Origin of the sequence: Acinetobacter towneri (assembly GCF_017498585.1) — a bacterium.
Lineage (GTDB): Bacteria > Pseudomonadota > Gammaproteobacteria > Pseudomonadales > Moraxellaceae > Acinetobacter > Acinetobacter towneri.
This window is the reverse complement of the sequence record NZ_CP071766.1, coordinates 1,096,224-1,122,516: the sequence shown is the minus strand read 5'-3', so window position 1 is coordinate 1,122,516 and position 26,293 is coordinate 1,096,224. Positions and strand designations below refer to the sequence as shown.

Here is a 26,293-nt window from a genome sequence, read left to right as displayed (position 1 = left end):
AATGTAAAAAATTACGATTCCTGTGTTAAATCCTTGACCGTGGTGCTTGCGCCATTGGTTTTCACTGACTCAATTCCTTTGTCACGTGATTGTTCAGAAGTATAGAGCTGACTCGTACCAATAATCTGATGGTTGGCAGCTTTTAAATTAAAATACGGCTTATCATTCTTAGATGTCAGTCGATCATAACGCCCATCATCCTGACTGTTCTTTTGTACCGAAGCGATGCCATTTTTTGCCGATGCTTTCGCCTTATACTGTTCACTGGTTAAGATAATTTCGCCATTCCCAGCTTTAAGTACAAAGCGGTACTGACCATTGCTTGCTTGTGAAATCTCAAACCATCCTGACATACTTGCCCCCAGTTTTCTTATGAGTGGTGAAGTGTGTTGTTGAATGATGCTAGGCTTTAAACTGCCTAAAAATTATTCTTTTCACTTAAAATATAAAGGACTTAGGCACAAGAAAACAGTATTAATTTTGTACACTCTTAAAGTTATTGTTGCTCAATTTGAATACTAAAATACTTTTATAAACTCCATAAAAAAGCGCAGGCAACTCAAGTCGCCTGCGCTGTTGAAATCTGCTTAAACTTAAGCTTTTTTCACATATTCAGATTTTAATTTCATAGCCCCCATGCCATCAATCTTACAATCAATGTCATGACCATCTGCTGCATCTGGAATTAAGCGAATATTTTTCACTTTCGTTCCCACTTTTACAGCAGCCGAAGAACCTTTAATCTTCAGGTCTTTAATCACAGTCACCGTGTCGCCATCTGCCAACACGTTGCCGTTTGCATCTTTAATCACAGCAGCAGTTTCTTCTAGCTGTTCCCCTTCTTTCCACTCATGTGAGCATTCAGGACAAATCAGTAGGTCGCCATCTTGGTAAGTGTATTCTGATTGGCATTTTGGGCAATTTGGCAAAGACATAAAAAACCTCAAAAACTATATTATAGCATTTTTTACTGAATTTTCATAAACTTAAAATCCTTATAAAGCACAAGGATAATCAAATAAAACTCTTTAATTGGACTATGCTAAGCGTTGCAGCATCACGCGTTTTAATACCACTACATGATTGTGCTGCTCATCTTTAGCTGCTGTGACCAGAGTGATTTTTTGCTGCTGTGCCAGTTCACACAACGCCTGTAAAGCCTCTTCTTGCTCTGCTAATTCAGCTATATAACGCTGCTGAAACTCATCCCAATGTTGTTCAGGGTTTTGATGATACCATTTGCGCAATTCAGTCGAAGGCGTAATTTCTTTGGGCCATAAGTCAATACGAGCACGTTCTTTGCTCACACCTCGCGGCCATAAACGATCAACCAACACTCGTGTCCCATCTGCCTGAGTCGCTTCAAGATAAGCGCGTTTCATTGCAATATCCATATTTGCACCTCTGCATCTTTTATGACGACGTCATCAGCGCCAAAGTTTTAGGCAGCAGATTATGTATCACAAATAAAAAAGCATGTGATCAACACATGCTTTTAAGATACCCGATTTAATCTTCGTAATCGTCTTCGTCTTCATCATCGTAGACGTAAGCCATACAGCCCCAGCCATCGTATTCACCGCCATGTTCTGCAGCAATTTTGCTAAACCATTGCTCTAAATCGACAATGTCTGAATACTCTGGTTCCATGTAAACATAAATGGTGATGATCCATTCAACTGCGTCAGATTCTTCATCTTGGAATAATGAAATTTTTTGTTCTTCGGCCAACAAATACAAAGCACATTTTTCAGCTTGTTCTTGTGTGGTAAAAGCGATGGAGTACTCAATCTCATGTGGCTCTGTCAGGTCATCCCCATCTTCATGCATTTGCCAAAGTACATTGCCATTATCATCATCAGGGAATTGTTCATAGTCACGTGTCATGCGAATATCCTTGTTATCTTTTTAGCCAATATATATCTGGCAAGTGACAAAATAGTGAATTCAACATAGCACAAATTTGCCCGAAGGACTCAATTTTCATCTCGTTTTACACTGACTTTAGTCTGAATTACCCAGAAGATTGCTTTTACATGACACTGCAATTGCTCTAAGCATTTGCAGCCAGTTTAATTTGTGGCATCTGACAAGAGCTTTCCTGTTTAAATGCCAACAGCAAAGCGGCAAACTTTAATTCTTCTTGTCGGAGTGTCAAATAAGAGTCTAGAACTTTTGCGTGTCCAAATGCAGCCGCATAATGATTGAGCAAAGTAAAATCATCCTGCAAAGCTTGAAGCGATTCAGCCAAATTATGTTCAGTCAGCTGCGCCAAATATAAATCTGCTTTACTATTAAATGCTTGAGCCAGCAAAGTCACTGCCGCTAGACGGCGTTGCTCATCGACAAAAGCACAATGCGCAACTTCTTGATTTTTGACCGCATCTTGAATCTTGTGTCGTACTTGCTGCAGGTGTTGTGCTGCATCACTATAGCCATAACCTTCAATCAGATCATCCAATAGCTGCTGTGCAGGCAACTGAAAAGCAGGCGTATGATGTTCAATTTTATGATACAGCGCGGTCATAATCTGTTCGAGTTGCTGACGTTCTTCAACCAAGTTATAAAAAGCACCCAATTGATCTTGTGCTGTTTTAAGCGTTTTGGCTTTGGTTTTTTGCTCATGCTCGGCTAAAAAATCTCGAACTTTTTCAACTTGTTGCTTGCACTGCTCCCGCGTATTTTCCGCTTCGGATTTAATCATTTCTACAAACATTTCTACTTGTTGGCGACGTTCTAATACATATTGCTCAACGTCTAAAATATGTTGATAGTGCTGCAAGGTTTCTAAACGACCTTTTAAACTGCCTATTTCGATGCGTAGCACAGTCAGCTGATGCTCTAATTCATTACTTTCCAACTCATCGGACGCTAAATTGGAGCGAGTGCGGTCTAAATTACTTTGTAAAGATTGAATGCTGGCAGACAACTCACGGCGGCGCTGAGATTGCCAAAAAATAATCACCACCAAAACAATAATGATTGCACCCAATATATACAGCATATAACTTCTCCCACCGCATTGGTCTGCCATATTTTAAAAAGTCATCTTCAGTTTTAAAGACGCTTTCTAACCCGCTTTGACAGCCCACCACACTCAAAAACACAAAATTTTAAAACAGCGAGTTATTCACTTCCTTCATTTATGCCAAGGCAAATGAATAACGATAGCTCTAAAGATACGTTAGCGAGTTAGCGGCACGAAGACTATCCCAATTTTTGAGTATTTTCACAAAAAAATTGAAAAATATGCGCCTGTTAGAAAAATTGAATCCCAAAATCTCTAAAAAGGAAGCTGTGCTCGAATTGCAACAGGAACTTGGCTTAAAGGTTGCGTAAAAGCCAAATAACTAGCATGCAGCGCCATCCGACCTAAAGTGCTTTTTTTCGGTTCAGGATGATATAACTTATCGCCTGTAATGGGATGTCCAATATATTGCATGTGTACTCGTAACTGATGTGAGCGCCCTGTAATCGGGGTGAGCAATACACGGGTAATATCTTCAACCGCACAATATTCCAAAGCCTGATACAGCGTTTGCGCAGGCTTGCCTAAATCGAAATGCACAATTTGGCGTGGACGGTTTTCCCAATCGGTAATTAAAGGCACATCGACACTGCCCTCACCTTCAAGTTTGCCTTGAATTAAAGCAATGTAGTTTTTTTCTACTGTTCGCGCCTGAAACATTTTACTCAATGCGACTTCTGCATCACGATGCTTGGCGAACATGAGAATGCCTGAGGTCGCCATATCTAAACGATGGGCAATTTTTGCCTGAGGATAATCTGCGAGTACTCTTAAATATGCGCTGTCCTGATGTTCGGGCAAACGCCCAGGCACCGACAATAAACCTGCGGGCTTATCAATCACCAATAAATCGTCATCTTCATAGACAATTACTAAGGGATCTTGTGGAGGTGCATAAATAAAGTTGTCGTTTAAAGCCATGAACATACAGCATACAAAGCGGTGCGGGCAAAATATCAAGCACAGCCCGAACTGTCAATTCAGTCGGGCGATGTACTTTTTAGTGTAAAGATTTAGATTTTAAATTGGCTGAGTCTGCCAAGCTTAATCTGTCAAACTTAGTCTGCGAAACTTAGTCTGCTAAATAGTATTCCACCGTAGACACCACACGTACTTTTTTCAAATATGGCGTGTTGCTGTCACGATCTTCAATACTAAATACACCCTGATTGGCTGATTTAATTTTACCTAGACGACTGTCAGAATCTGCGGCAAATTTTTCTGCAACACTGCGGGCATTTTGTGTGGCTTGCTCAATCATGGCAGGTTTAATGTCATTTAGTTGTGTATATAAATATTCGGTACGTTGCCCGTAATCTTCACCACCAAAGGCAATTCCATTTTTGCCTAAATCGACCAAACGGCTTTGTGCGCTGCGCACTTTATCAATATTTTTGGTATAGACCGTAATGGTTTGATGTGCGGTATAACGCAAAGCAACATTGCCATCGCCACCATATTGCTGGGCGTATTTATCGGTAATTACAGGAGCAGCAATGGTGATTTCTTCAGGACTAAAACCTTCATTTTTTAAAAAGTTTTGAATCTGGGATGTTTGGCTTTGCATGGTGTCGTACAGCGCGGCCAAGTCTTGACTGGCGGTACTAAAACGAATTGGCCACACCGCGACATTGGCTTTTACTTCACGTTCAGACAAACCTTTGACTGAAACCACACGCTCATATTGTTTAATTTTGAGTGCGCTATTGCCCAATATCCAACCTGCGAGCACCATTCCCAAACAAATTAGACCGCCTAAAATCAATGCAGGTTTAAATTGATTCATGTTTGCCAACTCCTCAAATTGCGGGCTTTTCGCCTCTATTTCAATGACCGTGTGTTTTTAATGTACTGTCTAAAGCGGTTGTTTCTATGCTTTTCGATGCTTGTTTATAGAGTTTTAAATTAAGGTCGCATCATATACAGCGCAATGAGTGGCGCAATATTCAATAGCAATACCCCAATTTTATAGACTGCCATGCCGCCATAATGAATGGCATCAAAACTTGCATCTGACAATTTGAACCATCTGCCATGTAACTGTCGCAGCCAGTCATGCGCGAAAATCACCACCACAAACCACAGCATTAAAATGGCATAGTTAATCAGTGCGCAGGTCAGTAATAAACGACACCAAAAATCGTAATCAACACTCATATCACACCTAATTAGATGTAGATGATTATTGCAAATTAACAGATTTGAATGAAAAATTTGATGGGAGTTTTGTAGCAGAAAGATGGTTTAAAATTCATTTAAGCTTTTATTTTGTCTGGATTTTATTGTCTTGATCTTGTTTTGTTTTTTATATTTTTAACAATATTCTTTAGGGTGTTAGGGAAAACAACTGTGGTTTACTTCAACTATCATGCTGGATAAGCCATGATCTTATAGCCTATAAACTTCTGGTTTATAGCGTCCTAAGCCGAATCGAGACCTTTTGGGTAAGTACTACACGCACGTTGTACGCAACTGGTAGCAATCTACTCTTTTCGATCCCCATCACACCCTTGAGATATATAGTAGTGATTTGAGGATGGGATTGTTTCCCCGTAATGATTTTATTTTGATTAATTTTTAAAATTTTTATCACTTTTTAAGTCATATTTTAAAAAATTTTCCAAATAGACATTTTTTATGCACTTAAATCATCAAATAAAGCTTAAATATTGAATTTATTACCATGATTATTTTCAAATGTTTTCAAACTGACCAAAAATCTATGTGGAGGATTCAACAACTTTCTTTTTGCCTCGAATCCAGCGAGTTGCCCAAATTAAGGTCAGTAGCACTACAAAAACCACCAATACAGGCACAATGAAAGACAACACTGAAAGTACGGCAGCCCCAATCCACTCTCCTGTAGAAATCACAGGATTAGCAACACCGCCTGTGGTTGCGGTTGATACGCCACGTGCCGCAACTGTACTCATTTGCACCACACCCGCTGTACCGCCACCGACAATAATGGCCGAAGCCCAACTGGCAAATTGCGACATTTCGCCACTGCTTACAGCCATTGTAGTGAGTGTACCTGCAATCATGGCGGCAGGCGTTGCAACAGTGTCGAGCAAATTATCGACCCACGGCACATAATACGCAGCAATTTCACTGATTGTTGCCACGGTCAAAGCTAGACAAACAGCAGGCATCGCCAACCATTCAAAACCTTTCAAGGGTTCAAACCAACCCATGAGTGCTGCGACACTCATGACCAGCAAAGGCACGAAAACCCGAAAACCACTGGCAGCACTTAGTCCAATGCCGACACATAAACCGAGTATTGTTTCCATGTTGTACCTCATTGCCTTGGGTTTTCTATGGCTAAAATAGCAAAAAGCCCCATCGGGTGATAGGGCTTTAGATTAAAAACAGGATCAGCTGTTTTAAGTCGTCTAGCTTAGGCAACCTTGTTGTTATATTCGGTGCCATGGCATTTGGTACACGGTGGTAGACGGTCTGTACCAATTTCTAAGTAAACGCGATGCCCGCATTGGACACAAAAATAGAAGCCTGTTCCTGGTTTATCACCTGCAGTTACCATCTTTGTTCTCCGTGTGGTTTAGAAATGGTCAATCCAGTATATCTATTCTGTGATGATTGTCTATTGTCCATTTTGACGGGTGATGAGGGCAGTTAGGCAAAGGATGATTTTTATAAAAAATCTAACTCACTTACAAAGGATTAGATACCCAGTTTTCGACTTTTAATCCATCGACACGAGTAAATTCTTTTTCGTTATTGGTGACCATGACCCAATGATTTGCACGTGCATGTGCTGCTAACCATAAGTCATTTGCGCCAATGATCTGCCCCTTAGATGCAAGGTTCTGGCGTATTTCTGCATAATGGTGTGCAACATTTTCATCCAATTCAACCACTTGAATCATTGATGTTAATTCATCTATGACTTTTAAAGCCTTTTCTTTATGTTGACTTTTTTCTGCACCAAAACGTAATTCTCCCAACGTAATGACAGAAATTAATATATTTCGATGCGGAAGATGTTTTTCAAAATGCTGACGCACAATTTCAGGTCGGTATTTAATAATGTAAATACAAATATTTGTATCTAATAAATATTGTACTTGCATTAGAACATTTCCCGTTCTTGAGGCGGCAGATCTTCTCTTTCATCTGCATAAAAGTCATTTGGCATTTGGGATAACGCTTTAAATAACCGATCTACTGTGACGGGTTTTTCACGGAGAATGACTTCATCACCACGACGAAAAATTTCAACTTCTTTGCCTTCAAAGCGAAATTCTTTAGGCAATCGAATGGCTTGACTTCGTCCTGTCATAAAAACTTTTGCGGTAGTCATTGGGCTACTCCATCGTTTTTGATACATATCTTATGATAGGTATTTATTGGGTGTTTTTCAACCAAATAAACTTCTACTTTTAAATTTTATTGTTTTTGATAACTGCTGATTTTTTGAATGAAAGATACTTTTTAGAAAATTAAGTTAGGTTTACAAGGAGTTTGCTGTTTAATTCACAATATATTCATCTTCCAAAAAAAAAAGACCTCACTTAACAATGAGGTCTTTTCTCAACAATAATCATTCTCTAACATTTCTTTAAAGAAGAAAAATTAAAGAAGATTCTTAAAACATCATCAAGCCACATTCCCTTCCAAGAAATCCTGCGCAAAGCGTTGCAATACACCGCCCGCCTCATACACAGATACTTCTTCTTCGGTATCTAAACGACAAGTTACTGGCACTTCAATTGTTTGGTTTTTACCATCATCCGTTGAACGCTCAATCACCAAAGTCAAAGTCGAACGTGGCGCAATATTACCAATCACGCTATAAAGTTCCGTACCATCCAAACCTAAAGTTTTACGGTTAACACCCGCTTTAAACTCAAGTGGCAATACGCCCATACCCACCAAGTTGGTACGGTGAATACGCTCAAAACCTTCAGCCACAATCGCTTCCACACCCGCAAGACGCACGCCTTTTGCAGCCCAGTCACGGCTTGAACCCTGACCATAATCTGCACCCGCAATAATAATTAACGGCTGCTTACGGTTCATATAAGTTTCAATCGCTTCCCACATACGCATTACTTCGCCTTCTGGCTCAACACGCGCTTTAGAACCTTGCTTAATTGTGCCGTCTGAACGTACCACCATTTCATTAAACAATTTCGGATTCGCCAAAGTTGCACGCTGTGCAGTCAAATGATCACCGCGATGCGTTGCATAAGAGTTGAAATCTTCTTCTGGCAAGCCCATTTTTGCCAAATATTCCCCTGCTGCCGAGTCTAAAATAATCGCATTCGATGGAGATAAATGGTCTGTGGTGATGTTATCGCCCAAAATTGCCAACGGACGCATATTGGCTAAAGTACGTGGCGCAGCCAATGCACCTTCCCAATATGGTGGACGGCGGATATAAGTACTTTGTGGACGCCAGTCGTAGAGTGGACTTTCAGATTTTTCCGACTCTCCCAAATCGAACATTGGAATGTACACTTGGCGGAATTGTTCAGGTTTAACCGATTCTTTCACCAAAGCATCAATTTCAGCATCAGATGGCCAAATATCTTTCAGATAAATCGGGTTACCATTTTGATCTGTGCCCAAAGCATCTTTTTCGATGTCAAAACGAATCGTTCCTGCAATCGCATAAGCCACAACCAACGGTGGCGATGCCAAAAATGCTTGTTTCGCATACGGATGGATACGACCATCAAAGTTACGGTTGCCCGACAGCACCGCAGTCGCATACAAGTCACGGTCAATGATTTCTTGTTGAATCGCTGGGTCTAATGCGCCCGACATACCGTTACAGGTGGTACATGCATAAGCCACAATACCAAAACCAAGTTTTTCTAAGTCTTTCAGTACGCCTGCTTCTTCCAAATACAATGCAGCCGCTTTAGAACCTGGTGCAAATGATGATTTCACCCAAGGCTTACGCACTAAACCTAACTCATTGGCTTTACGTGCCAACAAACCTGCTGCTACAGTATTACGCGGGTTTGAGGTATTAGTACAAGAGGTAATCGCAGCAATGATGATGGCACCATCTGGCATTAAACCATCAGTACGGTTTTCAACCACACCTGCAATGCCTTTTTCTTTTAAGTCTGCAGTTGAAACACGCGCATGCGGATTCGATGGGCCTGCAATGTTACGAGTTACTGTTGAAAGGTCAAAACGTAATACACGTGGATACTCTGCCTGTGTCATTTCAGATGCCCAAAGACCAATTTCTTTAGCATAAGTTTCAACCAGTTTGACCTGATCTGCTTCACGACCTGTTAAGGTTAAATAGTCGATGGTGTTTTGATCGATGTAGAACATAGCGGCAGTTGCACCATATTCAGGTGTCATGTTGGAAATCGTGGCACGATCCCCCACCGACATGCTATCTGCACCTTCACCAAAGAATTCTAAATATGCACCGACCACACGTTCTTTACGCAAAAACTCGGTTAAAGCCAATACGATGTCCGTTGCCGTAATACCAGCCTGACGCTGACCGACCAACTCCACACCAATAATGTCTGGCAGACGCATCCAAGAAGCACGACCCAACATCACGTTTTCAGCTTCAAGACCGCCTACACCTACAGAAATGACACCCAAAGCATCGGTATGTGGTGTGTGTGAGTCTGTACCCACACAAGTATCTGGGAATGCAATGCCTTCACGGTTTTGAATGACTGGTGACATTTTTTCCAGATTAATCTGGTGCATGATGCCGTTGCCTGCAGGAATCACATCAACATTTTCAAATGCAGTTTTCGTCCATTCAATAAAGTGGAAACGGTCTTCATTACGACGATCTTCCACTTCACGGTTTTTACGGAAAGCATCTGGGTCAAAACCGCCATATTCCACAGCTAAAGAGTGATCGACAATTAACTGGGTAGGTACGACAGGATTCACTTTAGAAGGATCGCCGCCCTGATCGGCAATCGCATCACGTAAACCTGCCAAGTCAACGAGCGCAGTTTGCCCCAAGATGTCGTGACACACCACACGCGCTGGATACCACGGAAAATCATGCTCTTGTTTACGCTCAATCAATTGTTTTAAAGATTGTTCTAAAATTGCAGGGTCACAACGGCGCACTAACTGTTCTGCAAGTACTTTTGAGGTATAAGGAAGTTTGGCATAAGCGCCTGGCTGGATATCTTCAACGGCTTGTCGCACGTCATAAAAATCGAGCTGAGTGCCTTGCAGTGGTTTGCGGTAGTTGTTATTCATCTGGTATTCGCCCTTACTCTATTGTTCTCAACATCTTATGGGATGATTGTTTCCACCCGTCGAAAGCATTGTACGCTGCCAAAAACCCATTTCCCAAATCCTATATATTTCATATACTTAAATATAAAAACAGGGGTTTTTGAAACATTTAATTACATTTTGAGTAAAATTCTTGCCCTAAAAATGCTTTTTTTTGAAAAATAGCGCAAAATTGACCTCATTCTTTAGTCTTAGATTTCAATGTGAAAGGTTATTCATGCGCGATTTAGCTTTCAGTGCTTTAAGTTTAAACGGTGTCGATGCACAAAAATTCCTGCAAGGTCAGGTAACAGTCAATGTCGAAACATTAGCTGAAAATACAACCTGTTATACCGCAATTTGCAGTTTAAAAGGACGCGTTCAGTTTGGCTTCTGGCTTAAAAAAATCTCGTCCGAATGTTTTGAAATCATCAGCACAGCCGACCAAGCCGAAGATTTAGCCAAACACATTAAAAAGTTTGGTGCATTTTCAAAAATGCAGCTTGAAACCATCGGTACGGTTTACCCAACCATTCAGGGCAATCAAACTGAATTTTCAGCTGAAGTGACTGATTTAAACGCATGGCAACTACAAGCGATTGAAACAGGTCAGGCATGGATTCAAGCCTCAACAGCAGAAGTGTTTCAACCGCAGGAATTGCGTTTGCATCAACGAGATGGCGTGCATTATGACAAAGGCTGTTATTTGGGTCAGGAAGTCGTGGCACGTTTATGGTTTAAAGCCAAACCAAAACATTGGTTGCATTTAATTCAGGGTTCAGGCGAAGCACCTGCACCTGCCGCCAAACTGAATAATGATGTGGAAGTGGTGAATAGCATAGCGACTGCAGAAGGTTTTAAAGCGTTGGTGGTTGCCAAACCAAGTGCTTTGGAAGAGTTAGCTGTACAAGTATTGGCTTTGCCTGAACATTTGAATGGCGATGTTGCACGTCCGCAATAAAATAGATTCCACCCGCTCAGGTTAAGGGAGTCGCAAGATTCCCTTCAAATGACAATGAAAAAAAAAAGCATTCGTACACATTTTTTATATTTACATTCACACTTTTCAACTTATGATGAATGCACCACTGTAAAAACAAAACGCACATCAACGGAATGATGTGTAAAAGAGAACAAGGTACAACTCAAATGATGAAAAAACTACTCATTGCGGGTGCAATCGCCCTATCTAGCAGCATCAGTATGGCAAATAGTAACATTCCAACCGATCCTGCTTTTGCCAAAATTGAACAATTAATGCAAGCCAACAAGGTTAAAGATGCCTATCAGGAATTAGAAAAGCTTGCCAAAACAGGCAATGCGCAAGCCATGTATAACTTAGGCTATTTGACACAAACTGGACAAGGCACAGCAAAAAATGAAAAGAAAGCCATTCAGTTGTATGAGCAATCTGCCCAAAAAGGCTACCCAGTTGCGAGTTATGTTTTAGGCAAAAACTATCTTACTGGCGCACTGGGTTTAAAACAGGATGCTGCTAAAGCCAAACAATATTTACAGACGGCATCCAATCAGGGTTTTAATGATGCCACAGTCGATTTAGCCGTTTTATATTTCTCGGAAAATACGGCAGCATCTGACCAAAAAGGTTTAAAACTATTACAACCTTTAATTGCCAAAGATCATTATCAAGCCATACATGCAAAAGCCTTGTACGAAATTAGCACAGGCTTTAAAAACAAAGATGAAGCACCAATTAAGCAAGGGCTGCAAAGCATTCAAAACTTGGCGCAAAAGGGTTATATTCCTGCACTCATGGCAGTGGGCAATATGTTTGTGAATGGCAATATCGTGCCGCAAAACTTGCCTGAAGCGAAAAAGATTTTTGCCTCACTGGCACAGGAAAATGTAGCGCAAGCCAAAGAATCATTGGCTGTGGTTGAAAAAATGATGGCAGATCAAGCCAAAGCTTCCAACAAGGCAACCGCTAAGAAAAGTTAAGATAGTTTCTTTATAAAGGCTATTAATCAGAGAAATTTTAAAAAAAGTCTGTATCAGCATGGTACAGACTTTTTTATGATTTGAGCACTTCGATACCGTTGCTATCTCCAAGTGAAAGAGGACTCCACCCGTCAGTCAGGGTGGAGGTGAATTTCACAAATTTCAACCTTGTTGATTCTGAATATATTGTTTGATTATTTCCAAAGGCGCACCACCACAAGACCCTGCAAAATATGATCTTGACCATAAAACAGGTTTTGTATAATTCCCTCTCAAGTCTAAAAACTCATTTCGCATTCTTCTACTTGTTACAGACTTTAAATTATTAACCAATTTGCTTAACTGTACCGTTGGTGGATACTGAATAAGCATGTGAACATGGTCGGATTCACCATTACATTCCTTTAATTCAGCATCAAAATCTTTACATATTTCAGTTGCACACTCATTGAAATATTTATGATGCAACTCACCTAGTATTTTTTTTCGATATTTCGTTATAAAAACTAAATGAACATGAAGATTAAAGGCTGAATGTCGGTTTTTATATATCTCACTCATTGAAAAAATATACCTAAAATGTTAGAATCAGCACCATATTAACAGATACACACTCATTAATGAAAATCAACAAAGCGTATAAATTTAGGCTTGAGCCTAATGTCGAGCAAGAGGTTATTTTAAATAATCTCGTTGGCTCTGCACGCTTTGTTTGGAATCAAATATTAGCAATTTCATTTGAAATGTTTGCTCAAAATAAACACATTAATGCGGTGAATCTAGTAAAAAAGATAACAGCACTGAAAAAGAATCCTCAGTTTAGCTTTTTAGATGGAAATTCAAATGCTGTGTCACTTCAACAAAAAGTTCGTGATCTTGCATCAGCATGGGGGAAGTTTTTCAACCCTAAAGAACATGCTCGACTAAAAGAAAAAAAGCGCAAACCTAAGAAACCTAAATTTTTTAAATTGGCTGATGGTACTGAGGTTCAGTTGCGCCCACTTATGCCTAGATTTAAGAAAAAATCAGACGGTTATGATTCCATTCGCCTTGTACAATTCGATAAATACTGTTGGGTTAAAGGAAATAAACTCAAACTCCCTAATGGCGTAGGTGTTATTAAATTCAGGAAGTCGCAAGAGATTCTAGGCACAATAAAAAATGTGACGATCAGTAAGGTGTCAGGACGTTGGTACGTTTCATTCTGTACTGAAACAGAACTTACTGAAATGCCGATCCACCCATCAAAATCAGCGATTGGTGTTGATCTTGGTGTTAAGAAATTAATCACTACCTCAAATGGTCAGGTCTTTGACCCGATCAATAGCTTTAAAACCAATCAGATTAAATTAGCTAGACTTCAACGGAAGCAGAGAAAGAAAGTTAAATTTAGTCAAAATTGGAAAAAACTGAATTTTAAAATCAATAAACTACATCATCACATTGCCAATATTCGTCATGACTACTTGCAAAAAATCACTACAACGCTCAGCAAAAACCACGCAATGATTGCTGTTGAGGATTTAAAAGTAGCAAATATGTCGAAGTCGGCAAGTGGCACAATCGAAAATCAAGGAAAGAATGTAAAAGCTAAGTCAGGCTTAAACAAATCAATCCTAGATCAAGGTTGGGGCATGCTCGTTAGTATGTTGGAATATAAGCAACAATGGCGAGGTGGATTACTTGTAAAAGTTGATCCGAAGTACACAAGTCAAACCTGCTGTGAATGTGGTCATGTAGCAAAAGAAAACCGACAAACTCAAGCTAAATTTGAGTGTGTCGGATGCGGTTATGTTGCGAATGCGGATTTAAACGCATCTCGTAATATATTGTCGGCAGGACATGCCGTTTTGTCTGTGGAGGGTGGATGCGGTAAAGGTCGCCCTAAGAAGCAGAAAGCAAGCGAAATCCGTGAGGAAGTCGCCTAAGAGCTTTGCTTTTAGAATCCCCCACTTGAGTGAAAACGAAAGTGGTGGGAGTATGTCAAAAATACTTACCCGATTGTGTCAATAAAATCGCCACCATCACAAAACCAAAAACTGTACTCAACACCAAGGGGGCTAAGGCTTTTTCATGTAAACCATAGTGCTGCCCGAAAATACCAAAGGCAATTGGCATTGGTAAAGCCGCAAGCAAAGTCCCGACAAATAGCATTTCTCGGTTCACATCTAATGCCCATAAAATTCCAAAAATCGTGAGTGGCATCAGCAATACTTTGAATGCAACCAAAACAATACTTTGCAAATTCACCGACTTGATTTGCATGCCGACCAAACTTCCACCAATCACAAATAAAGCCAAAGGTGAAGCAGTTTTGCCCAACATTTCCAGCACTTGTGCAATAGCTTGCGGCAGTTTGAAATTCAACAATACGCACAGCATACCCAATAAAATAGATAAAATTACTGGATTTTTCAGTAAGCGCTGCACAGTTTCGGCATACACCTGCCAACCTGATTTCGCTGAAGATTGTAGCCCTCGTTCTGCCAAAATCAGCATCAATGCCACAATAATTAAATTTTCGACAATTAAAGTTAAAGACAAATAAATTGCCGATTGACTGCCAATCAACAAAGTCAAAATAGCAGTGCCAATAAACCCTGTATTTGACATTGATGCACCCATTGCCAAGACACTGGCATGGGTTAAGTTTGAATTAAAATAATGCCGATACAGTAAAAAGGCAAAGATAAACAGCAGAATAGAACCGCCACCGTAACCTAAAAAATAAGCGGGATGCCAGATTTCTGACAAACTTTTACTGGCCAATGCCTGCAATAGAAATGCAGGCAACGCCACTTTCATGACAAATTGACCTAGAAACTGAATCGCACTGGTCTCAATAAATTGGCTTCTGACGGCAAAATATCCCAACAGTACTACGGTACAAATGGGAAATAAAATACTCAGTAACACCCTGACATCCTTTTTCAGTGTTGCCCATGATCGACATGGTTTTTACTGATTTACCTTACACCGAATCTCCCTATAAAGCACGGCAAAATAGTTTAAGTTTCACTTATTTTAAGCAGATAAAATATTAGGATTCCACTTCCGTATCTGTGGATTTAAACGGCGCAAATAAAGTACGAAACCCATGCGGCTGACAGCGCAAATATTGCGGGGCAATCTCAATTTTTTCACCCAATTCTGCCGCAGCATGCCATGGCCAACGAGGGTCATATAAAATCGCACGTGCGATCGCAATCGCATCGGCCTGTTCATATTGCAAAATACCTTCTGCCTGCATCGCTTCGGTAATCAAACCCACCGCAATTACAGGAATTTTTACAGCTTGCTTAATGGCATGTGCAAATGGTGTTTGATAACCCGCATGTAAATCAATTTTTTGATCGACATGCAAACCACCGCTCGACACGTGAATATAAGCCGCACCTAAATGCTCCAGTGCTTTTGCCAAACCTACTGAAGATTCCACATTCCAACCCTCTGCATCATCCATCCAGTCTGTTGCAGAAATTCGCACCCCAATTGGATAGCCTTGTGGAACAGCATTTTGAATCGCTTGAAATACTTCCAATGTAAGGCGAATCCGATTTTCCAAACTGCCGCCATATTCATCTTGGCGGTGATTAGACAATGGCGACATAAATTGATGCAATAAATAGCCATGTGCGGCATGAATTTCGATTAAGTCAAAACCTGCATCCACCGCTCGTACTGCGGCGCTGGCAAATTCTGCAATGACCTGTTGAATTTCATCTTGCGTTAAAGCATGCGGTGGATGTTCGTGCGATTGAAATGGCAACTCACTGGCCGATACCGTCTGCCAACCATGTTCTTCATTCGGTGCAAACTGTCCTATGCCCTGCCACGGTTTATCGGTTGAAGCTTTACGACCCGCATGTGCCAACTGCACAGCAAATGGCATAGGCGATATACTTTTGACTTTATGCAATAGTGCTTTCATCTGCGCACGCTGCATGTCATTCCATAAGCCTAAATCTGCATAACTAATACGTCCTGCTGCCTGCACTGCCGTGGCTTCTACAATACACATCCCTGCGCCCGATAAGGCATAATTGGCCCATTGCTGCTCATGCCAATAGCTCAATTCACCTTGTTCATTGGCAGAATATTGACACATCGGGGCGATAACAATTTTGTTGGCAAGTTGCAGTGATCCAAATTGAATCGGCTGAAAAAGTAATGTCACGCTGCAAGCCCTCATACAGTGCGATTCACCAAAAGCGAATCATTAAATAAAAAAGAAGTAATCACTCAGAATCTGCCATCTGTTTTAGATGGTTTTTCTATAATAGATGTTCAAAAATGATTTATTTATAACGTGTTGTATGGTTTTTGCAAAGTATGCTTTTGCTTTTCACAGAATAATTTTGCGATGGCAAGCTATGGCTTGTATTCTATAGGTTATCCCCAATATTAAGCGCATTACTTTATGCCCTTGCCTGCTTAATTTCCACAAGCGGATTGAATTTGTACCATGCCTGAATTACCCGAAGTTGAAACCACTAAAACCAGTTTATTGCCGCTGCTGGATCAAAAAGTCCTGAATGTAGAAGTACGCCAAGCCAGCTTACGCTGGCCCATTCCAGAAAACCTGCATAAACTCACAGGACAAAAACTTCTGCAATTGACCCGCAGATCCAAATACATTCTGGCGCAATTTGAGCAAGACAGCATGTTATGGCATTTAGGCATGTCAGGTAGTTTTCGTCTTTGCGATGCGCAGGAAGATTTACGCAAACACGACCATTTGATTATTCAGTTTGAAGATATACAATTGCGCTACCACGACCCACGTCGCTTTGGCTGTATTTTATGGCTAAATGAAAGCTCTCAACGCAAACTGATAGATCCACTTGGCCCTGAGCCGTTGAGTGATGCCTTTAACCCCGACTATCTTGCACAGAAGCTCAAAAACAAAAATGTTGGCATCAAAGTTGCAATTATGGATAACCATGTCGTGGTGGGTGTGGGCAATATTTATGCCACGGAAAGTCTGTTTAATTTAGGTATTCACCCTGCACAACCTGCATCATCACTCAGTTTGAAACAGATTGAAAAACTAGTGCTCGAAATCAAACGCATTTTAAAACAAGCGATTGATTTAGGCGGTTCGACCTTACGTGATTACAGCAATGCGATGGGCGAAAATGGCTATTTCCAACAAACCTTGTTGGCGTATGGACGTGCAGGTGAAATGTGTGTGAACTGTGAAACCACACTAGAAAATTTAAAACTGGGCCAACGTGCCTCGGTATTTTGTCCTGAATGTCAGCCTTTGAAAAAAGTACCTACCGCGACCAAAGCTGCAACAAGCAAACGAGGTAAATCAATATGAGAACCGCAATTGTGCGTCATATCTTAGTGAAAGATAAAGAAACCTGTGAGCAACTGAAAAAGCGGATTCAATCGGGTGCTGATTTTGCCAAAATTGCCAAACAATTTTCGACCTGCCCTTCAGGAAAAAAAGGTGGGGAATTGGGTGAGGTCAAAAAAGGACAATTGGTACCCGTCATTGATAAATTAGTGTTTACCGCAGCAGAACGCGTACTACACGGACCTGTAAAAAGTCAGTTTGGTTTTCATTTGGTAGAAGTAAAGTTTCGGATGTAATTTTTATGCCTTCAGCGCCTCTCCATCCTAGAGAATAGGGTGCAAACAAACGGCGCATAAAGCGCCGTTTGTTTTGATTGCGTATTAAAAATTATTGACGTTTTTTCAATTCATCACGAATTTCACGTAGCAACGCGATATCTTCTGGCGTTGCTGCTGGTTCTGGCGCTGCTTCTTCTTGTTTACGGCGCATACGATTAATCATTTTCACCATTAAGAACACCACCCATGCCAAAATAATGAAGTTAATTAAAATCGTAAGGAAGTTACCATAGGTCAGGACATTTACACCTGCTTTGGTTAACTCATCTAAAGACTGTAAATTGTTTGGGTTATCGCCCAAAACAAAGAACTTTTGTGTGAAATCCACACCACCGCCAGTGATCACAGTAATCAATGGCATGATGATATCTTTCACTAATGAGTCAACAATTTTACCAAATGCCCCACCAATAATAACACCGACAGCCAAGTCGATCATGTTACCTTTTACCGCAAATTCGCGGAACTCTTGAATAATACTCATTTAAATCTCCAGTTTTTTTGACTTTAATTTATGTGACGAAGTATACATTAATTTTATAGCTTCATTTCCACGTAATTTACTCGGAAATCATCTGCTTTTATATATTGGTTTGCTAATTTTAAACAAAAAATGCCATCAATAAATTGATGGCATTTTTAAATTTTGCTGCCCCGCATGAGGACAACATCATTTTTAAAACTTATTTACCAGAACGGTTACGTTTACGTTCGTTTTCAGTCAACCAGCGTTTACGGATACGGATTGACTTAGGTGTTACTTCAACTAATTCATCATCTTCAATAAATTCAAGCGCTTGTTCAAGCGTGAATTCAATTGCAGGTACCAATGTCAACGCATCATCAGTACCAGAAGCACGTACGTTAGTTAACTGTTTCGCTTTAGTTGGGTTAACTGTCATGTCGTCTGAACGAGAGTTAATCCCTACGATCATACCTTCGTAAACTTCTAACTGAGGTTTAGCAAATAGACGACCACGGTCCTGCAATGTGAACAATGCATAGCCAAGGCAAGTACCTTGAACCATAGAAATCAACACACCGTTTTGACGTTTCGCAACTTGACCTGCTTTCATTGGGCCATAGTGTGAGAAGCTTGACGTCATGATACCCGTACCAGAAGTCATGGTCATGAATTCAGAACGGAAACCAATTAAACCACGTGAAGGCACAGTGGCTTCAATACGGATACGACCTTTACCGTCTACTTCCATATTGGTCATCTCACCTTTACGGTTACCCATTTGTTCCATCACAGCGCCTTGGTGCTGTTCTTCTACGTCAAAAGTCACGTTTTCGTATGGTTCTTGCATTTCGCCATCAATCTCTTTCAAGATGACTTGCGGACGAGATACACCCATTTCGAAGCCTTCACGGCGCATGTTTTCAATCAATACAGAAAGGTGAAGCTCACCACGACCAGATACTTTGAAACGGTCTGGACTGTCAGTATCTTCTACACGAAGTGCAACGTTGTGAATTAATTCGCGGTCTAGACGTTCACGAATGTTACGTGAAGTCACGAACTTACCTTCTTTACCCGCAAAAGGTGAGTTGTTGACTTGGAATGTCATCGATACGGTTGGTTCGTCTACAGAAAGCGGCGGTAAAGCTTCTACATTTTTCGGATCACAAATCGTGTCAGAAATATGTAATTCGTCCATGCCTGTTACACAAACGATGTCACCTGCAGATGCAGATTCGATGTCGATACGCTCTAAACCGTGGTAACCCATGATTTTTAAGATACGACCGTTACGTGTTTTGCCTTCTTGGTCAATCACGGTTACAGGTGTATTCAATTTCACAGAACCACGTTGAATACGACCCACACCAATCACACCCACGAAACTATTATAGTCAAGTGAAGAGACTTGCATTTGGAATGGACCATCAACATCAACTGCTGGTGGCTCAACGATATCTACAATTGTTTGGAACAACGGTGTCATATCTTCCGCTAATTCGTCTGGCGCAGGACCAGCAACACCACGTAAGCCTGATGCATATACGATTGGGAAGTCTAATTGATCATCGGTTGCACCCAAGTTATCAAACAAGTCAAATACTTGATCAATAACCCAGTCTGGACGCGCGTTTGGCTTGTCTACTTTGTTGATGATCACGATTGGCTTCAAACCGCGTGAGAACGCTTTTTGCGTTACGAAACGTGTTTGTGGCATTGGACCTTCTTGTGAGTCAACCAAAAGAAGTACGCAATCCACCATCGACATTACACGTTCAACTTCGCCACCGAAGTCGGCGTGTCCCGGGGTGTCCACAATGTTAATGCGGTATTCAGTATCAGTACGTTTGTCTAACCATTTGATTGCAGTGTTTTTTGCAAGAATGGTAATACCACGTTCACTTTCAATAGCGCCTGAATCCATGACACGCTCAATCTCGCCCGCTCGTTCACCGAGTGCGCCCGATTGTTGTAAAAGTTTATCCACAAGAGTTGTTTTTCCGTGGTCAACGTGCGCAATAATTGCGATGTTGCGGAGAGTTTTAATATCAGACATTTAAATTCAATACGCTATAAATTTGAGGGCAAATTATACAGAAAAATACTAAAGTTTTATAGTGACACTTTATTGACACACACAATTTTTTTTGATGAGTGGCGTGCTTTGGGTTTTGTAAAGCTGTGTAACTCGATTAGAATAGCGCCACTTTTGCAATTTTTTATGACTCATGTCTGATTTAAACCACTCTCCCCACCCAAAAGACCAGCTCGATTTGGTCTATGGTCTGAATGACCGTCCAAAACCATTCATCGCTTTTTTAGCAGCTTTTCAGCATTTACTGGCAATTATTGTTCCAATTGTCACACCAGGTCTCTTAATTTGCTTGGCTTTAGGTGTTTCCAAACAAGATACCAACATGATCTTGTCAATGTCTTTGGTCATTTCAGGCATTGCAACCTTTTTACAATGTAAAAAAGTCGGCCCTTTTGGTGCAGGTTTGCTCATTGTGCAAGGCACCAGTTTTAACTTTATTGGCCCAATCATTGGTATTGGCTCTGCTATGGTCGCCGCAGGCACACCTGTTGAATCGGTCATGGCGGCAATTTTTGGCGTGGTCATTGCAGGTTCGTTTATTGAAATGGGCGTATCGCAAATTTTACCGTGGGTCAAAAAGCTGATTACCCCATTGGTCACTGGTATTGTGGTACTTCTCATTGGTTTGACCTTAATTAAAGAAGGTTTAATCAGTATGGGCGGTGGCTACCAAGCCATGAGCAATAATACCTTTGCCAATACCGACAACCTGATTATGTCGTGTACCGTCTTGGCAATTATTATTATTTTGAACCGCATCAATATTACGTGGATTAAAAGCTCTGCCATTTTAATTGCCTTGGTGATTGGTTATGCAATGGCAGGCATGATGGGTCATCTCGACTTTTCAGGTCTGAAAGATGCCCCTCTGGTACAAGTGCCGACTCCGATGCATTTTGGACTGGATTTCTCTTGGAGCTTATTCATTCCATTGGCATTTATTTATTTGGTGACGTCATTAGAAGCCATTGGTGATATTACCGCGACCTCTAAACTCTCCAATCAACCTGTCGATGGCCCACAATGGATACAACGCATTAAAGGCGGTGTATTGGTAAATGGCGCTAACTCATTCTTGGCAGGGATTTTCAACACCTTTCCAAGTTCGGTATTTGCCCAAAATAATGGCGTGATTCAACTTACAGGTGTTGCTAGCCGTTATGTCGGTATCTGGATTGCTGCCCTGCTCATCATTTTAGGTTTACTTCCTACAGTCGCGGGTGTGATTCAGGCTGTGCCTCAAGCCGTACTAGGTGGTGCTGTGATGGTGATGTTTGGTGCTGTTGCCGCTTCGGGAATCAATATTCTTTCAGGTGTCGCTTTAGATCGTCGTGCCTTGCTGATTATTGCAATTTCATTGGGCTTAGGTTTAGGTGTTGCACAAGTGCCACAAATTCTGGAACACTTACCTGAATTATTCCGTAATATTTTCAGTTCAGGCGTTGCAACAGGCGGTATTGCAGCACTCATTTTAAATATTGTGCTTCCTGAAACTAAAAAGTAATTGCATGTCCAAAAAACACTGTCTGAGCTGAACTTAGACAGTGTTTTTCTATTGGAGAGAGAACCATGAACCCCCAAAGCGAAGTTTTACTCAGACAATACGACTATTTGTCTGGTCGCGTTCTACTGATCAATGCCCCGACCGATCAACTCCTCGCAGAATTGGGTGACTCAATCCAAGCTTCTGTTTGGACATGGAATTTTAACGACTATCAATACTTTCAAAATCAACAGGCGCAAGTGCATTTTGGTGCAGAATTGCCTGTCGGTGAATTTGATCAGGCTGTTATTTTTGTACCGAAATCCAAGGAACTGCTCAATTACCTGATTCACACCATTGCCGCACAACTCCCACAAGGCAGCAGCGTATTTTTAGTCGGTGAAAAGAAAGCAGGAATTGAACGGGCTGCAAAGCAATTACAACCTTATGGCAAAACACTCAAACTAGATAGCGCCCGCCACTGCCAACTATGGCAGCTGATTTTAGACTGCAAGGTTCAAACTAAAGCCTTAGCAGATTGGGCGCAAAACTATACAGTTGCTACACCTAAAGGCGATTTACAGATTTGTGCCTTGCCGGGTGTATTTAGCCAAAAACACTTGGATGTTGGCACGGCTGTATTACTGCCTTATTTGAATCAGGTTACTGCTGGGAAAATTGCAGATTTTGGCTGTGGTGCGGGTGTGATCAGTGCTTACTTAGCCAAACTTAACCCTGAAAATCGTATTTTTGCCTTAGATGTCGATGCCTTTGCTTTAGCGTCAACGCAAATGACGTTTGAAAAAAATCAGCTCAATCCACAACAGCTTGAAATTAAAGCCGTGACAGGCATTGAGGATGCACCGCTATTTTTGCATGCCATCGTGAGTAACCCCCCGTTCCACCAAGGCATTCACACACATTACGATGCCAGTGAAAATCTGTGTAAAACCTCACATCGTCACCTGAAATCGGGTGGTGAACTTTGGATTGTGGCCAATCGCTTTTTGAATTATCCACTCTTAATTGAACAAAGTTTCGGTCAATGCACAATCAAGGCAGATCAACAAGGCTTTAAAGTGCTGTTTGCCAGCACGCAGAAAAATACAAAGGAAGTAGGATGAGCGACTCACACAACAGTAGAAAACTGCAGCGTAAGCTCGGTGCGCGTCATTTAAACATGATCGCCATTGGTGGCTCAATTGGTACAGGTTTATTCCTTGCTTCAGGTGCGACCATTGCCAATGCAGGTCCTGGTGGCGCCTTGCTTGCGTATGCCCTAATTGGCGTCATGATTTATTTTTTGATGACCAGTCTAGGCGAACTTGCAACGCATAATCCAACTTCAGGCGCGTTCTTTACCTATGGCAGTAAATATGTCGAAGGTGGTTTCGGTTTTGCACTCGGCTGGAACTATTGGTACAACTGGGCTATTACCGTGGCATTTGAATTGGTTGCGGTGCAATTCATCATGAAATTTTGGTTTCCTGATATTCCTGGCTTTTACTGGAGTGCATTATTTTTAGCGGTGGTTTTCGCAATTAACGCATTAACCGTCAAAGGTTTTGGTGAGTCTGAGTTCTTCTTTTCTTTGGTCAAAGTACTTGCGATTGTGGCATTCATCATTATCGGTATTTTTATGATTGTCAAAATCATGCTCAACCCTGATGTTGCTACATTTGCCAATTGGAGCAAAGGCGAAGCGCCATTTGTAGGTGGACTATCTGCCTTAATTGGTGTGGCGATGATTGCAGGATTCTCATTTCAAGGTACTGAAATGGTTGGCGTTGCAGCGGGTGAATCTAAAAATCCCAAGAAAACCATTCCAATTGCAATTAAACAAATCTTCTGGCGTATTTTGTTGTTTTATATCGTGTGTATTTTTATTATTGGTACCTTAATCGCCTATGATGACCCACGTTTACTTCAAGCAGCCGCCACCGATAACATTGCACTCTCTCCGTTTACTTTACTATATGAACAGGCAGGCTTTGCCTTTGCCGCAAGTGTCATGAATGCAGTAATTTTAACTGCGATTCTTTCTGCTGGTAACTCGGGTATGTATTCATCGACCCGTATGCTATTTGATATGGCACGTAAAGGCAGTGCACCAAAAGCTTTTGCCCGCTTGGATGCTCGTGGCGTCCCAATGAATGCACTGTATGCCACAACAGCAATCGCTGCACTATGTTTTTTAACAACATTTATTGGTGAAAAACAAGTATTTAACTGGCTTCTGAATATGTCAGGCATGTGTGGCTTTATCGTTTGGCTCGGAATTGCTGTATCGCATTACCGCTTCCGTAAAGGCTATTTGGCACAAGGCTACAAACTTGAAGATTTAGATTACCGCGCCAAATTCTTTCCTTTTGCGCCATGGTTTGCCTTTATTTTATGTGCGATTGTTGTATTAGGGCAAAACTACCAAGCAGTGCTTGAAGGTGAATGGCTCGCTGTTTTATCGACTTATATTGGTATTCTTTTGTTCTTGGTCATTTGGTTAGGCTATAAATGGAAACACAAAACCAAACTGATTGCATATCAGGAGATGGATGTGAAACCACTACACCCTGATCATGACTAAAGTAAATCTTCTTCTATTGCACTTCATTTGAGAAGCTAAGATTCTAAAACAGCCAACATTTGGCTGTTTTTTTATGGCGTAAATTTAAGACAAATTTTATTTTAAAGCAATTTCGTTATTGATAATACGGCGAGAAATCACGCCACAAACTGCTCAATGTTGATTTTCATAATCGCTAATCAACTACTTGATTGACTGAGATACATCAAGTCTATATGTCTTGTCTAAAAAATTTGACTTAGTTTAGGGTTCAACAGACCAAAATATTAAGTACTATCAGCCCCTACTCTATTTACCCTTTATTCTGCAAGATCATACTTTTACAGTATTTTTAAAGCATATTGAATATGGATCATTTTAGGCTCTCTGATCGATACACGCCATAAAAAATAAGCATAAAAAAACGACTCCGAAGAGTCGTTTTTTCAACTTAACTCAAATTATTGAGCTTGTTGTTCAACAGTCACTGTACGGCTGCCAGTGATCGTCGCGAATACACGACGGTTCATAGCACGACCTTCTTTAGTGTTGTTGTCAGCAATCGGTTGATCCCAAGCGAAACCTTGAGTAGACAAACGAGCTGGATCTACATTGTATTCATTTACAAGTGAAGATTTAACAGAATTCGCACGAGCTAAAGATAAACGTTCATTCAATGCACGTGGACCAGTGTTGTCAGTGTGACCTTCGATGCGAGCAGTAGCGTTTGGATATTCTACTAACTTCTCAGCAACTTTAGCGATTTCTGGCTTGTACTGATCTTTGATATTTGATTTGTTCGTATCAAAGAACACACGAAGTTCCATGTTCAAGTCTTCAGTTAACTCTTGTGGAGCTGGTTGAACTGGAGCAACAGGTTCAACTGGAGCAACTTCTACTACTGGAGCAGCAGGCTTCAAGTGACCGCCAAGAACTACGTTAAGACCAGCTAAAGCTGTATAGTTCCAGAATTTTTCGTCAAAGTGGTAAGTACCACGCGCTTCTGTACGAAGAGATAAAGCATCGTTTAAGCGGAAGAACGCACCAACGCCTGCATTACCTAGAGTACCTTCTTCACCATCACGGTAACCTAAAGCAGCATCTTCAAATTGATACTCATAGTGACCAGCACCTAAAAGTACGTATGGTTTGATTTTGCTGTCATAGTTTTTAGTGATTAAGTCAGAAGTTGCATAGAAGTTACCTGCAATATTCTTAGCTTTATATTCACCAGCGCTTGGATCAACATCACCTTTAACTTGGCTATATTCAGCTTCAAAACCTAACCAAGGAGTAAGTTCAACACCTAGTGCAGCGCCAACAAACAAATCATCTTGTAGTTCATGACTAGTTGTCAATTTGTCGTTGTTGTGCTCAGTATCTTGAAATGTGTAACCAAGCATTAATGGGGTAACAGTTACGCCCGCGTTTGCAGCAGCTAAAGGAGCAGCTACGAGCATTGCTAATGCAATACGACTCATTTTCATGGATTTATCCTCCAGAGATAACAATTGTTGTTCAAGCTCAAGCCTAAATTTTCGACTACCCTGAGATAGGCTTTTTTTACCCCAGTATTATTTTTAAGCTAGTCACTTTGAATCATACAAACACTTTATTTGTTTTCCAAGTGCTTGATAATTTTAATCAAGTAAATTATTGACAAAATTACTTACAATTTCCGTTGTAATTCGGTAACTTTCTACTCAATTATTTGTGGCGAATAACCTATCTTTCTTGCTGTTTATTTTAACACTTTCTCGAGAAGTTGTTTAGTAATTATTATACACGGCAGATAAAGCACTATAAAACAA

General features: G+C 40.9%; 27 protein-coding genes. 8 read left to right on the top strand and 19 right to left on the bottom strand.

Features of this window, described 5'->3' with window-relative positions; genetic code table 11:
* Window positions 1–11: 11 nt before the first annotated feature.
* The 13 genes from J4G44_RS05345 to acnD all read right to left on the bottom strand — a co-directional run bounded on the left by J4G44_RS05345 (window position 12) and on the right by acnD (window position 10,255).
* Complete coding sequence (locus tag J4G44_RS05345) at window positions 12–353, bottom strand: YegP family protein (RefSeq protein WP_004972386.1); 342 nt, start codon at window positions 351–353, stop codon at window positions 12–14.
* A 240-nt stretch (window positions 354–593) separates the two neighbouring features.
* On the bottom strand, window positions 594–935 hold the full coding sequence (locus J4G44_RS05340) for a zinc ribbon domain-containing protein YjdM (RefSeq protein ID WP_004972388.1): 342 nt from the start codon (window positions 933–935) through the stop codon (window positions 594–596).
* A 102-nt stretch (window positions 936–1,037) separates the two neighbouring features.
* On the bottom strand, window positions 1,038–1,394 hold the full coding sequence (locus tag J4G44_RS05335) for a DUF488 domain-containing protein (protein WP_207973913.1): 357 nt from the start codon (window positions 1,392–1,394) through the stop codon (window positions 1,038–1,040).
* 115 nt (window positions 1,395–1,509) lie between these two features.
* Entirely contained in the window at window positions 1,510–1,887 is a 378-nt protein-coding gene (locus J4G44_RS05330) for a ribonuclease E inhibitor RraB (protein WP_167845808.1), read from the bottom strand.
* Between the two features lie 166 nt (window positions 1,888–2,053).
* The gene (locus tag J4G44_RS05325) at window positions 2,054–3,004 is read right to left on the bottom strand and encodes an SNIPE associated domain-containing protein (protein ID WP_228291706.1); all 951 of its coding nucleotides are present in this window, start codon (window positions 3,002–3,004) and stop codon (window positions 2,054–2,056) included.
* Between the two features lie 279 nt (window positions 3,005–3,283).
* Window positions 3,284–3,949 (bottom strand): pseudouridine synthase, encoded by a 666-nt coding sequence (locus J4G44_RS05320; protein ID WP_180059923.1) that lies wholly within the window; start codon window positions 3,947–3,949, stop codon window positions 3,284–3,286.
* Between the two features lie 151 nt (window positions 3,950–4,100).
* A complete protein-coding gene (locus J4G44_RS05315; protein ID WP_004972399.1) occupies window positions 4,101–4,814 on the bottom strand; it encodes an SIMPL domain-containing protein in 714 nt (237 codons plus the stop codon).
* A 119-nt stretch (window positions 4,815–4,933) separates the two neighbouring features.
* Window positions 4,934–5,185: a DUF6868 family protein gene (locus tag J4G44_RS05310; protein WP_004972400.1), complete on the bottom strand. Its 252-nt coding sequence runs from the start codon at window positions 5,183–5,185 to the stop codon at window positions 4,934–4,936.
* Between the two features lie 563 nt (window positions 5,186–5,748).
* Window positions 5,749–6,321 carry a DUF4126 domain-containing protein gene (locus tag J4G44_RS05305; RefSeq protein ID WP_019837767.1) on the bottom strand — a complete coding sequence of 191 codons (573 nt, stop codon included), beginning with the start codon at window positions 6,319–6,321 and terminating at the stop codon, window positions 5,749–5,751.
* Between the two features lie 107 nt (window positions 6,322–6,428).
* Complete coding sequence (locus J4G44_RS05300) at window positions 6,429–6,572, bottom strand: zinc ribbon-containing protein (RefSeq protein WP_096901556.1); 144 nt, start codon at window positions 6,570–6,572, stop codon at window positions 6,429–6,431.
* Window positions 6,573–6,702: 130 nt separating this feature from the next.
* Window positions 6,703–7,122, bottom strand: coding sequence for a type II toxin-antitoxin system tRNA(fMet)-specific endonuclease VapC (gene vapC / locus J4G44_RS05295; RefSeq protein WP_004972405.1), 420 nt, complete (start codon window positions 7,120–7,122; stop codon window positions 6,703–6,705).
* Window positions 7,122–7,352 (bottom strand): antitoxin, encoded by a 231-nt coding sequence (locus tag J4G44_RS05290; RefSeq protein WP_004972406.1) that lies wholly within the window; start codon window positions 7,350–7,352, stop codon window positions 7,122–7,124. The genes vapC and J4G44_RS05290 overlap by 1 nt, the downstream gene beginning before the upstream one ends.
* Before the next feature lie 296 nt (window positions 7,353–7,648).
* Entirely contained in the window at window positions 7,649–10,255 is a 2,607-nt protein-coding gene (gene acnD / locus J4G44_RS05285; RefSeq protein ID WP_096901558.1) for a Fe/S-dependent 2-methylisocitrate dehydratase AcnD, read from the bottom strand.
* Window positions 10,256–10,511: 256 nt separating this feature from the next.
* Between acnD and ygfZ the strand changes: the two genes are divergently transcribed.
* Window positions 10,512–11,234 carry a CAF17-like 4Fe-4S cluster assembly/insertion protein YgfZ gene (gene ygfZ / locus J4G44_RS05280; RefSeq protein WP_004972410.1) on the top strand — a complete coding sequence of 241 codons (723 nt, stop codon included), beginning with the start codon at window positions 10,512–10,514 and terminating at the stop codon, window positions 11,232–11,234.
* 191 nt (window positions 11,235–11,425) lie between these two features.
* The gene (locus J4G44_RS05275) at window positions 11,426–12,232 is read left to right on the top strand and encodes a tetratricopeptide repeat protein (protein WP_026438287.1); all 807 of its coding nucleotides are present in this window, start codon (window positions 11,426–11,428) and stop codon (window positions 12,230–12,232) included.
* Between the two features lie 162 nt (window positions 12,233–12,394).
* Here J4G44_RS05275 and tnpA read toward each other — a convergent pair whose 3' ends face one another.
* Window positions 12,395–12,793, bottom strand: coding sequence for an IS200/IS605 family transposase (gene tnpA, locus J4G44_RS05270; RefSeq protein WP_004970281.1), 399 nt, complete (start codon window positions 12,791–12,793; stop codon window positions 12,395–12,397).
* Window positions 12,794–12,852: 59 nt separating this feature from the next.
* Between tnpA and J4G44_RS05265 the strand changes: the two genes are divergently transcribed.
* A complete protein-coding gene (locus J4G44_RS05265) occupies window positions 12,853–14,160 on the top strand; it encodes an RNA-guided endonuclease InsQ/TnpB family protein (RefSeq protein ID WP_131260640.1) in 1,308 nt (435 codons plus the stop codon).
* 55 nt (window positions 14,161–14,215) lie between these two features.
* Here J4G44_RS05265 and J4G44_RS05260 read toward each other — a convergent pair whose 3' ends face one another.
* Entirely contained in the window at window positions 14,216–15,148 is a 933-nt protein-coding gene (locus tag J4G44_RS05260; protein WP_167845805.1) for an AEC family transporter, read from the bottom strand.
* A gap of 124 nt (window positions 15,149–15,272) precedes the next feature.
* Window positions 15,273–16,409, bottom strand: a complete 1,137-nt coding sequence (locus J4G44_RS05255) for an NADH:flavin oxidoreductase/NADH oxidase (RefSeq protein WP_207973912.1) — start codon at window positions 16,407–16,409, stop codon at window positions 15,273–15,275.
* Between the two features lie 288 nt (window positions 16,410–16,697).
* Here J4G44_RS05255 and mutM point away from each other — a divergent pair, with 288 nt between their 5' ends.
* Entirely contained in the window at window positions 16,698–17,558 is an 861-nt protein-coding gene (mutM, locus tag J4G44_RS05250) for a bifunctional DNA-formamidopyrimidine glycosylase/DNA-(apurinic or apyrimidinic site) lyase (RefSeq protein ID WP_207973911.1), read from the top strand.
* Window positions 17,555–17,833 (top strand): peptidylprolyl isomerase, encoded by a 279-nt coding sequence (locus tag J4G44_RS05245; protein WP_004972420.1) that lies wholly within the window; start codon window positions 17,555–17,557, stop codon window positions 17,831–17,833. Before mutM ends, J4G44_RS05245 begins: the two co-directional genes overlap by 4 nt.
* Window positions 17,834–17,924: 91 nt before the next feature.
* On the opposite strand, the gene mscL is transcribed toward J4G44_RS05245, so the two are convergent.
* Together mscL and typA are read right to left on the bottom strand one after the other, a co-directional pair.
* Window positions 17,925–18,359, bottom strand: a complete 435-nt coding sequence (gene mscL / locus J4G44_RS05240; protein WP_004972423.1) for a large conductance mechanosensitive channel protein MscL — start codon at window positions 18,357–18,359, stop codon at window positions 17,925–17,927.
* Between the two features lie 199 nt (window positions 18,360–18,558).
* Window positions 18,559–20,397, bottom strand: coding sequence for a translational GTPase TypA (gene typA / locus J4G44_RS05235; protein WP_180043559.1), 1,839 nt, complete (start codon window positions 20,395–20,397; stop codon window positions 18,559–18,561).
* Window positions 20,398–20,569: 172 nt separating this feature from the next.
* Here typA and J4G44_RS05230 point away from each other — a divergent pair, with 172 nt between their 5' ends.
* The 3 genes from J4G44_RS05230 to J4G44_RS05220 all read left to right on the top strand — a co-directional run bounded on the left by J4G44_RS05230 (window position 20,570) and on the right by J4G44_RS05220 (window position 24,503).
* Window positions 20,570–21,940, top strand: a complete 1,371-nt coding sequence (locus tag J4G44_RS05230; RefSeq protein WP_180006099.1) for a uracil-xanthine permease family protein — start codon at window positions 20,570–20,572, stop codon at window positions 21,938–21,940.
* Window positions 21,941–22,005: 65 nt separating this feature from the next.
* On the top strand, window positions 22,006–23,043 hold the full coding sequence (locus J4G44_RS05225; protein WP_207973910.1) for a methyltransferase: 1,038 nt from the start codon (window positions 22,006–22,008) through the stop codon (window positions 23,041–23,043).
* Window positions 23,040–24,503 (top strand): amino acid permease, encoded by a 1,464-nt coding sequence (locus tag J4G44_RS05220; protein ID WP_136144722.1) that lies wholly within the window; start codon window positions 23,040–23,042, stop codon window positions 24,501–24,503. Before J4G44_RS05225 ends, J4G44_RS05220 begins: the two co-directional genes overlap by 4 nt.
* A 440-nt stretch (window positions 24,504–24,943) precedes the next feature.
* Here the strand turns inward: J4G44_RS05220 and omp38 are convergent, their stop codons facing one another.
* A complete protein-coding gene (omp38, locus tag J4G44_RS05215) occupies window positions 24,944–25,969 on the bottom strand; it encodes an outer membrane protein Omp38 (protein ID WP_207973909.1) in 1,026 nt (341 codons plus the stop codon).
* Window positions 25,970–26,293 lie beyond the last annotated feature (324 nt).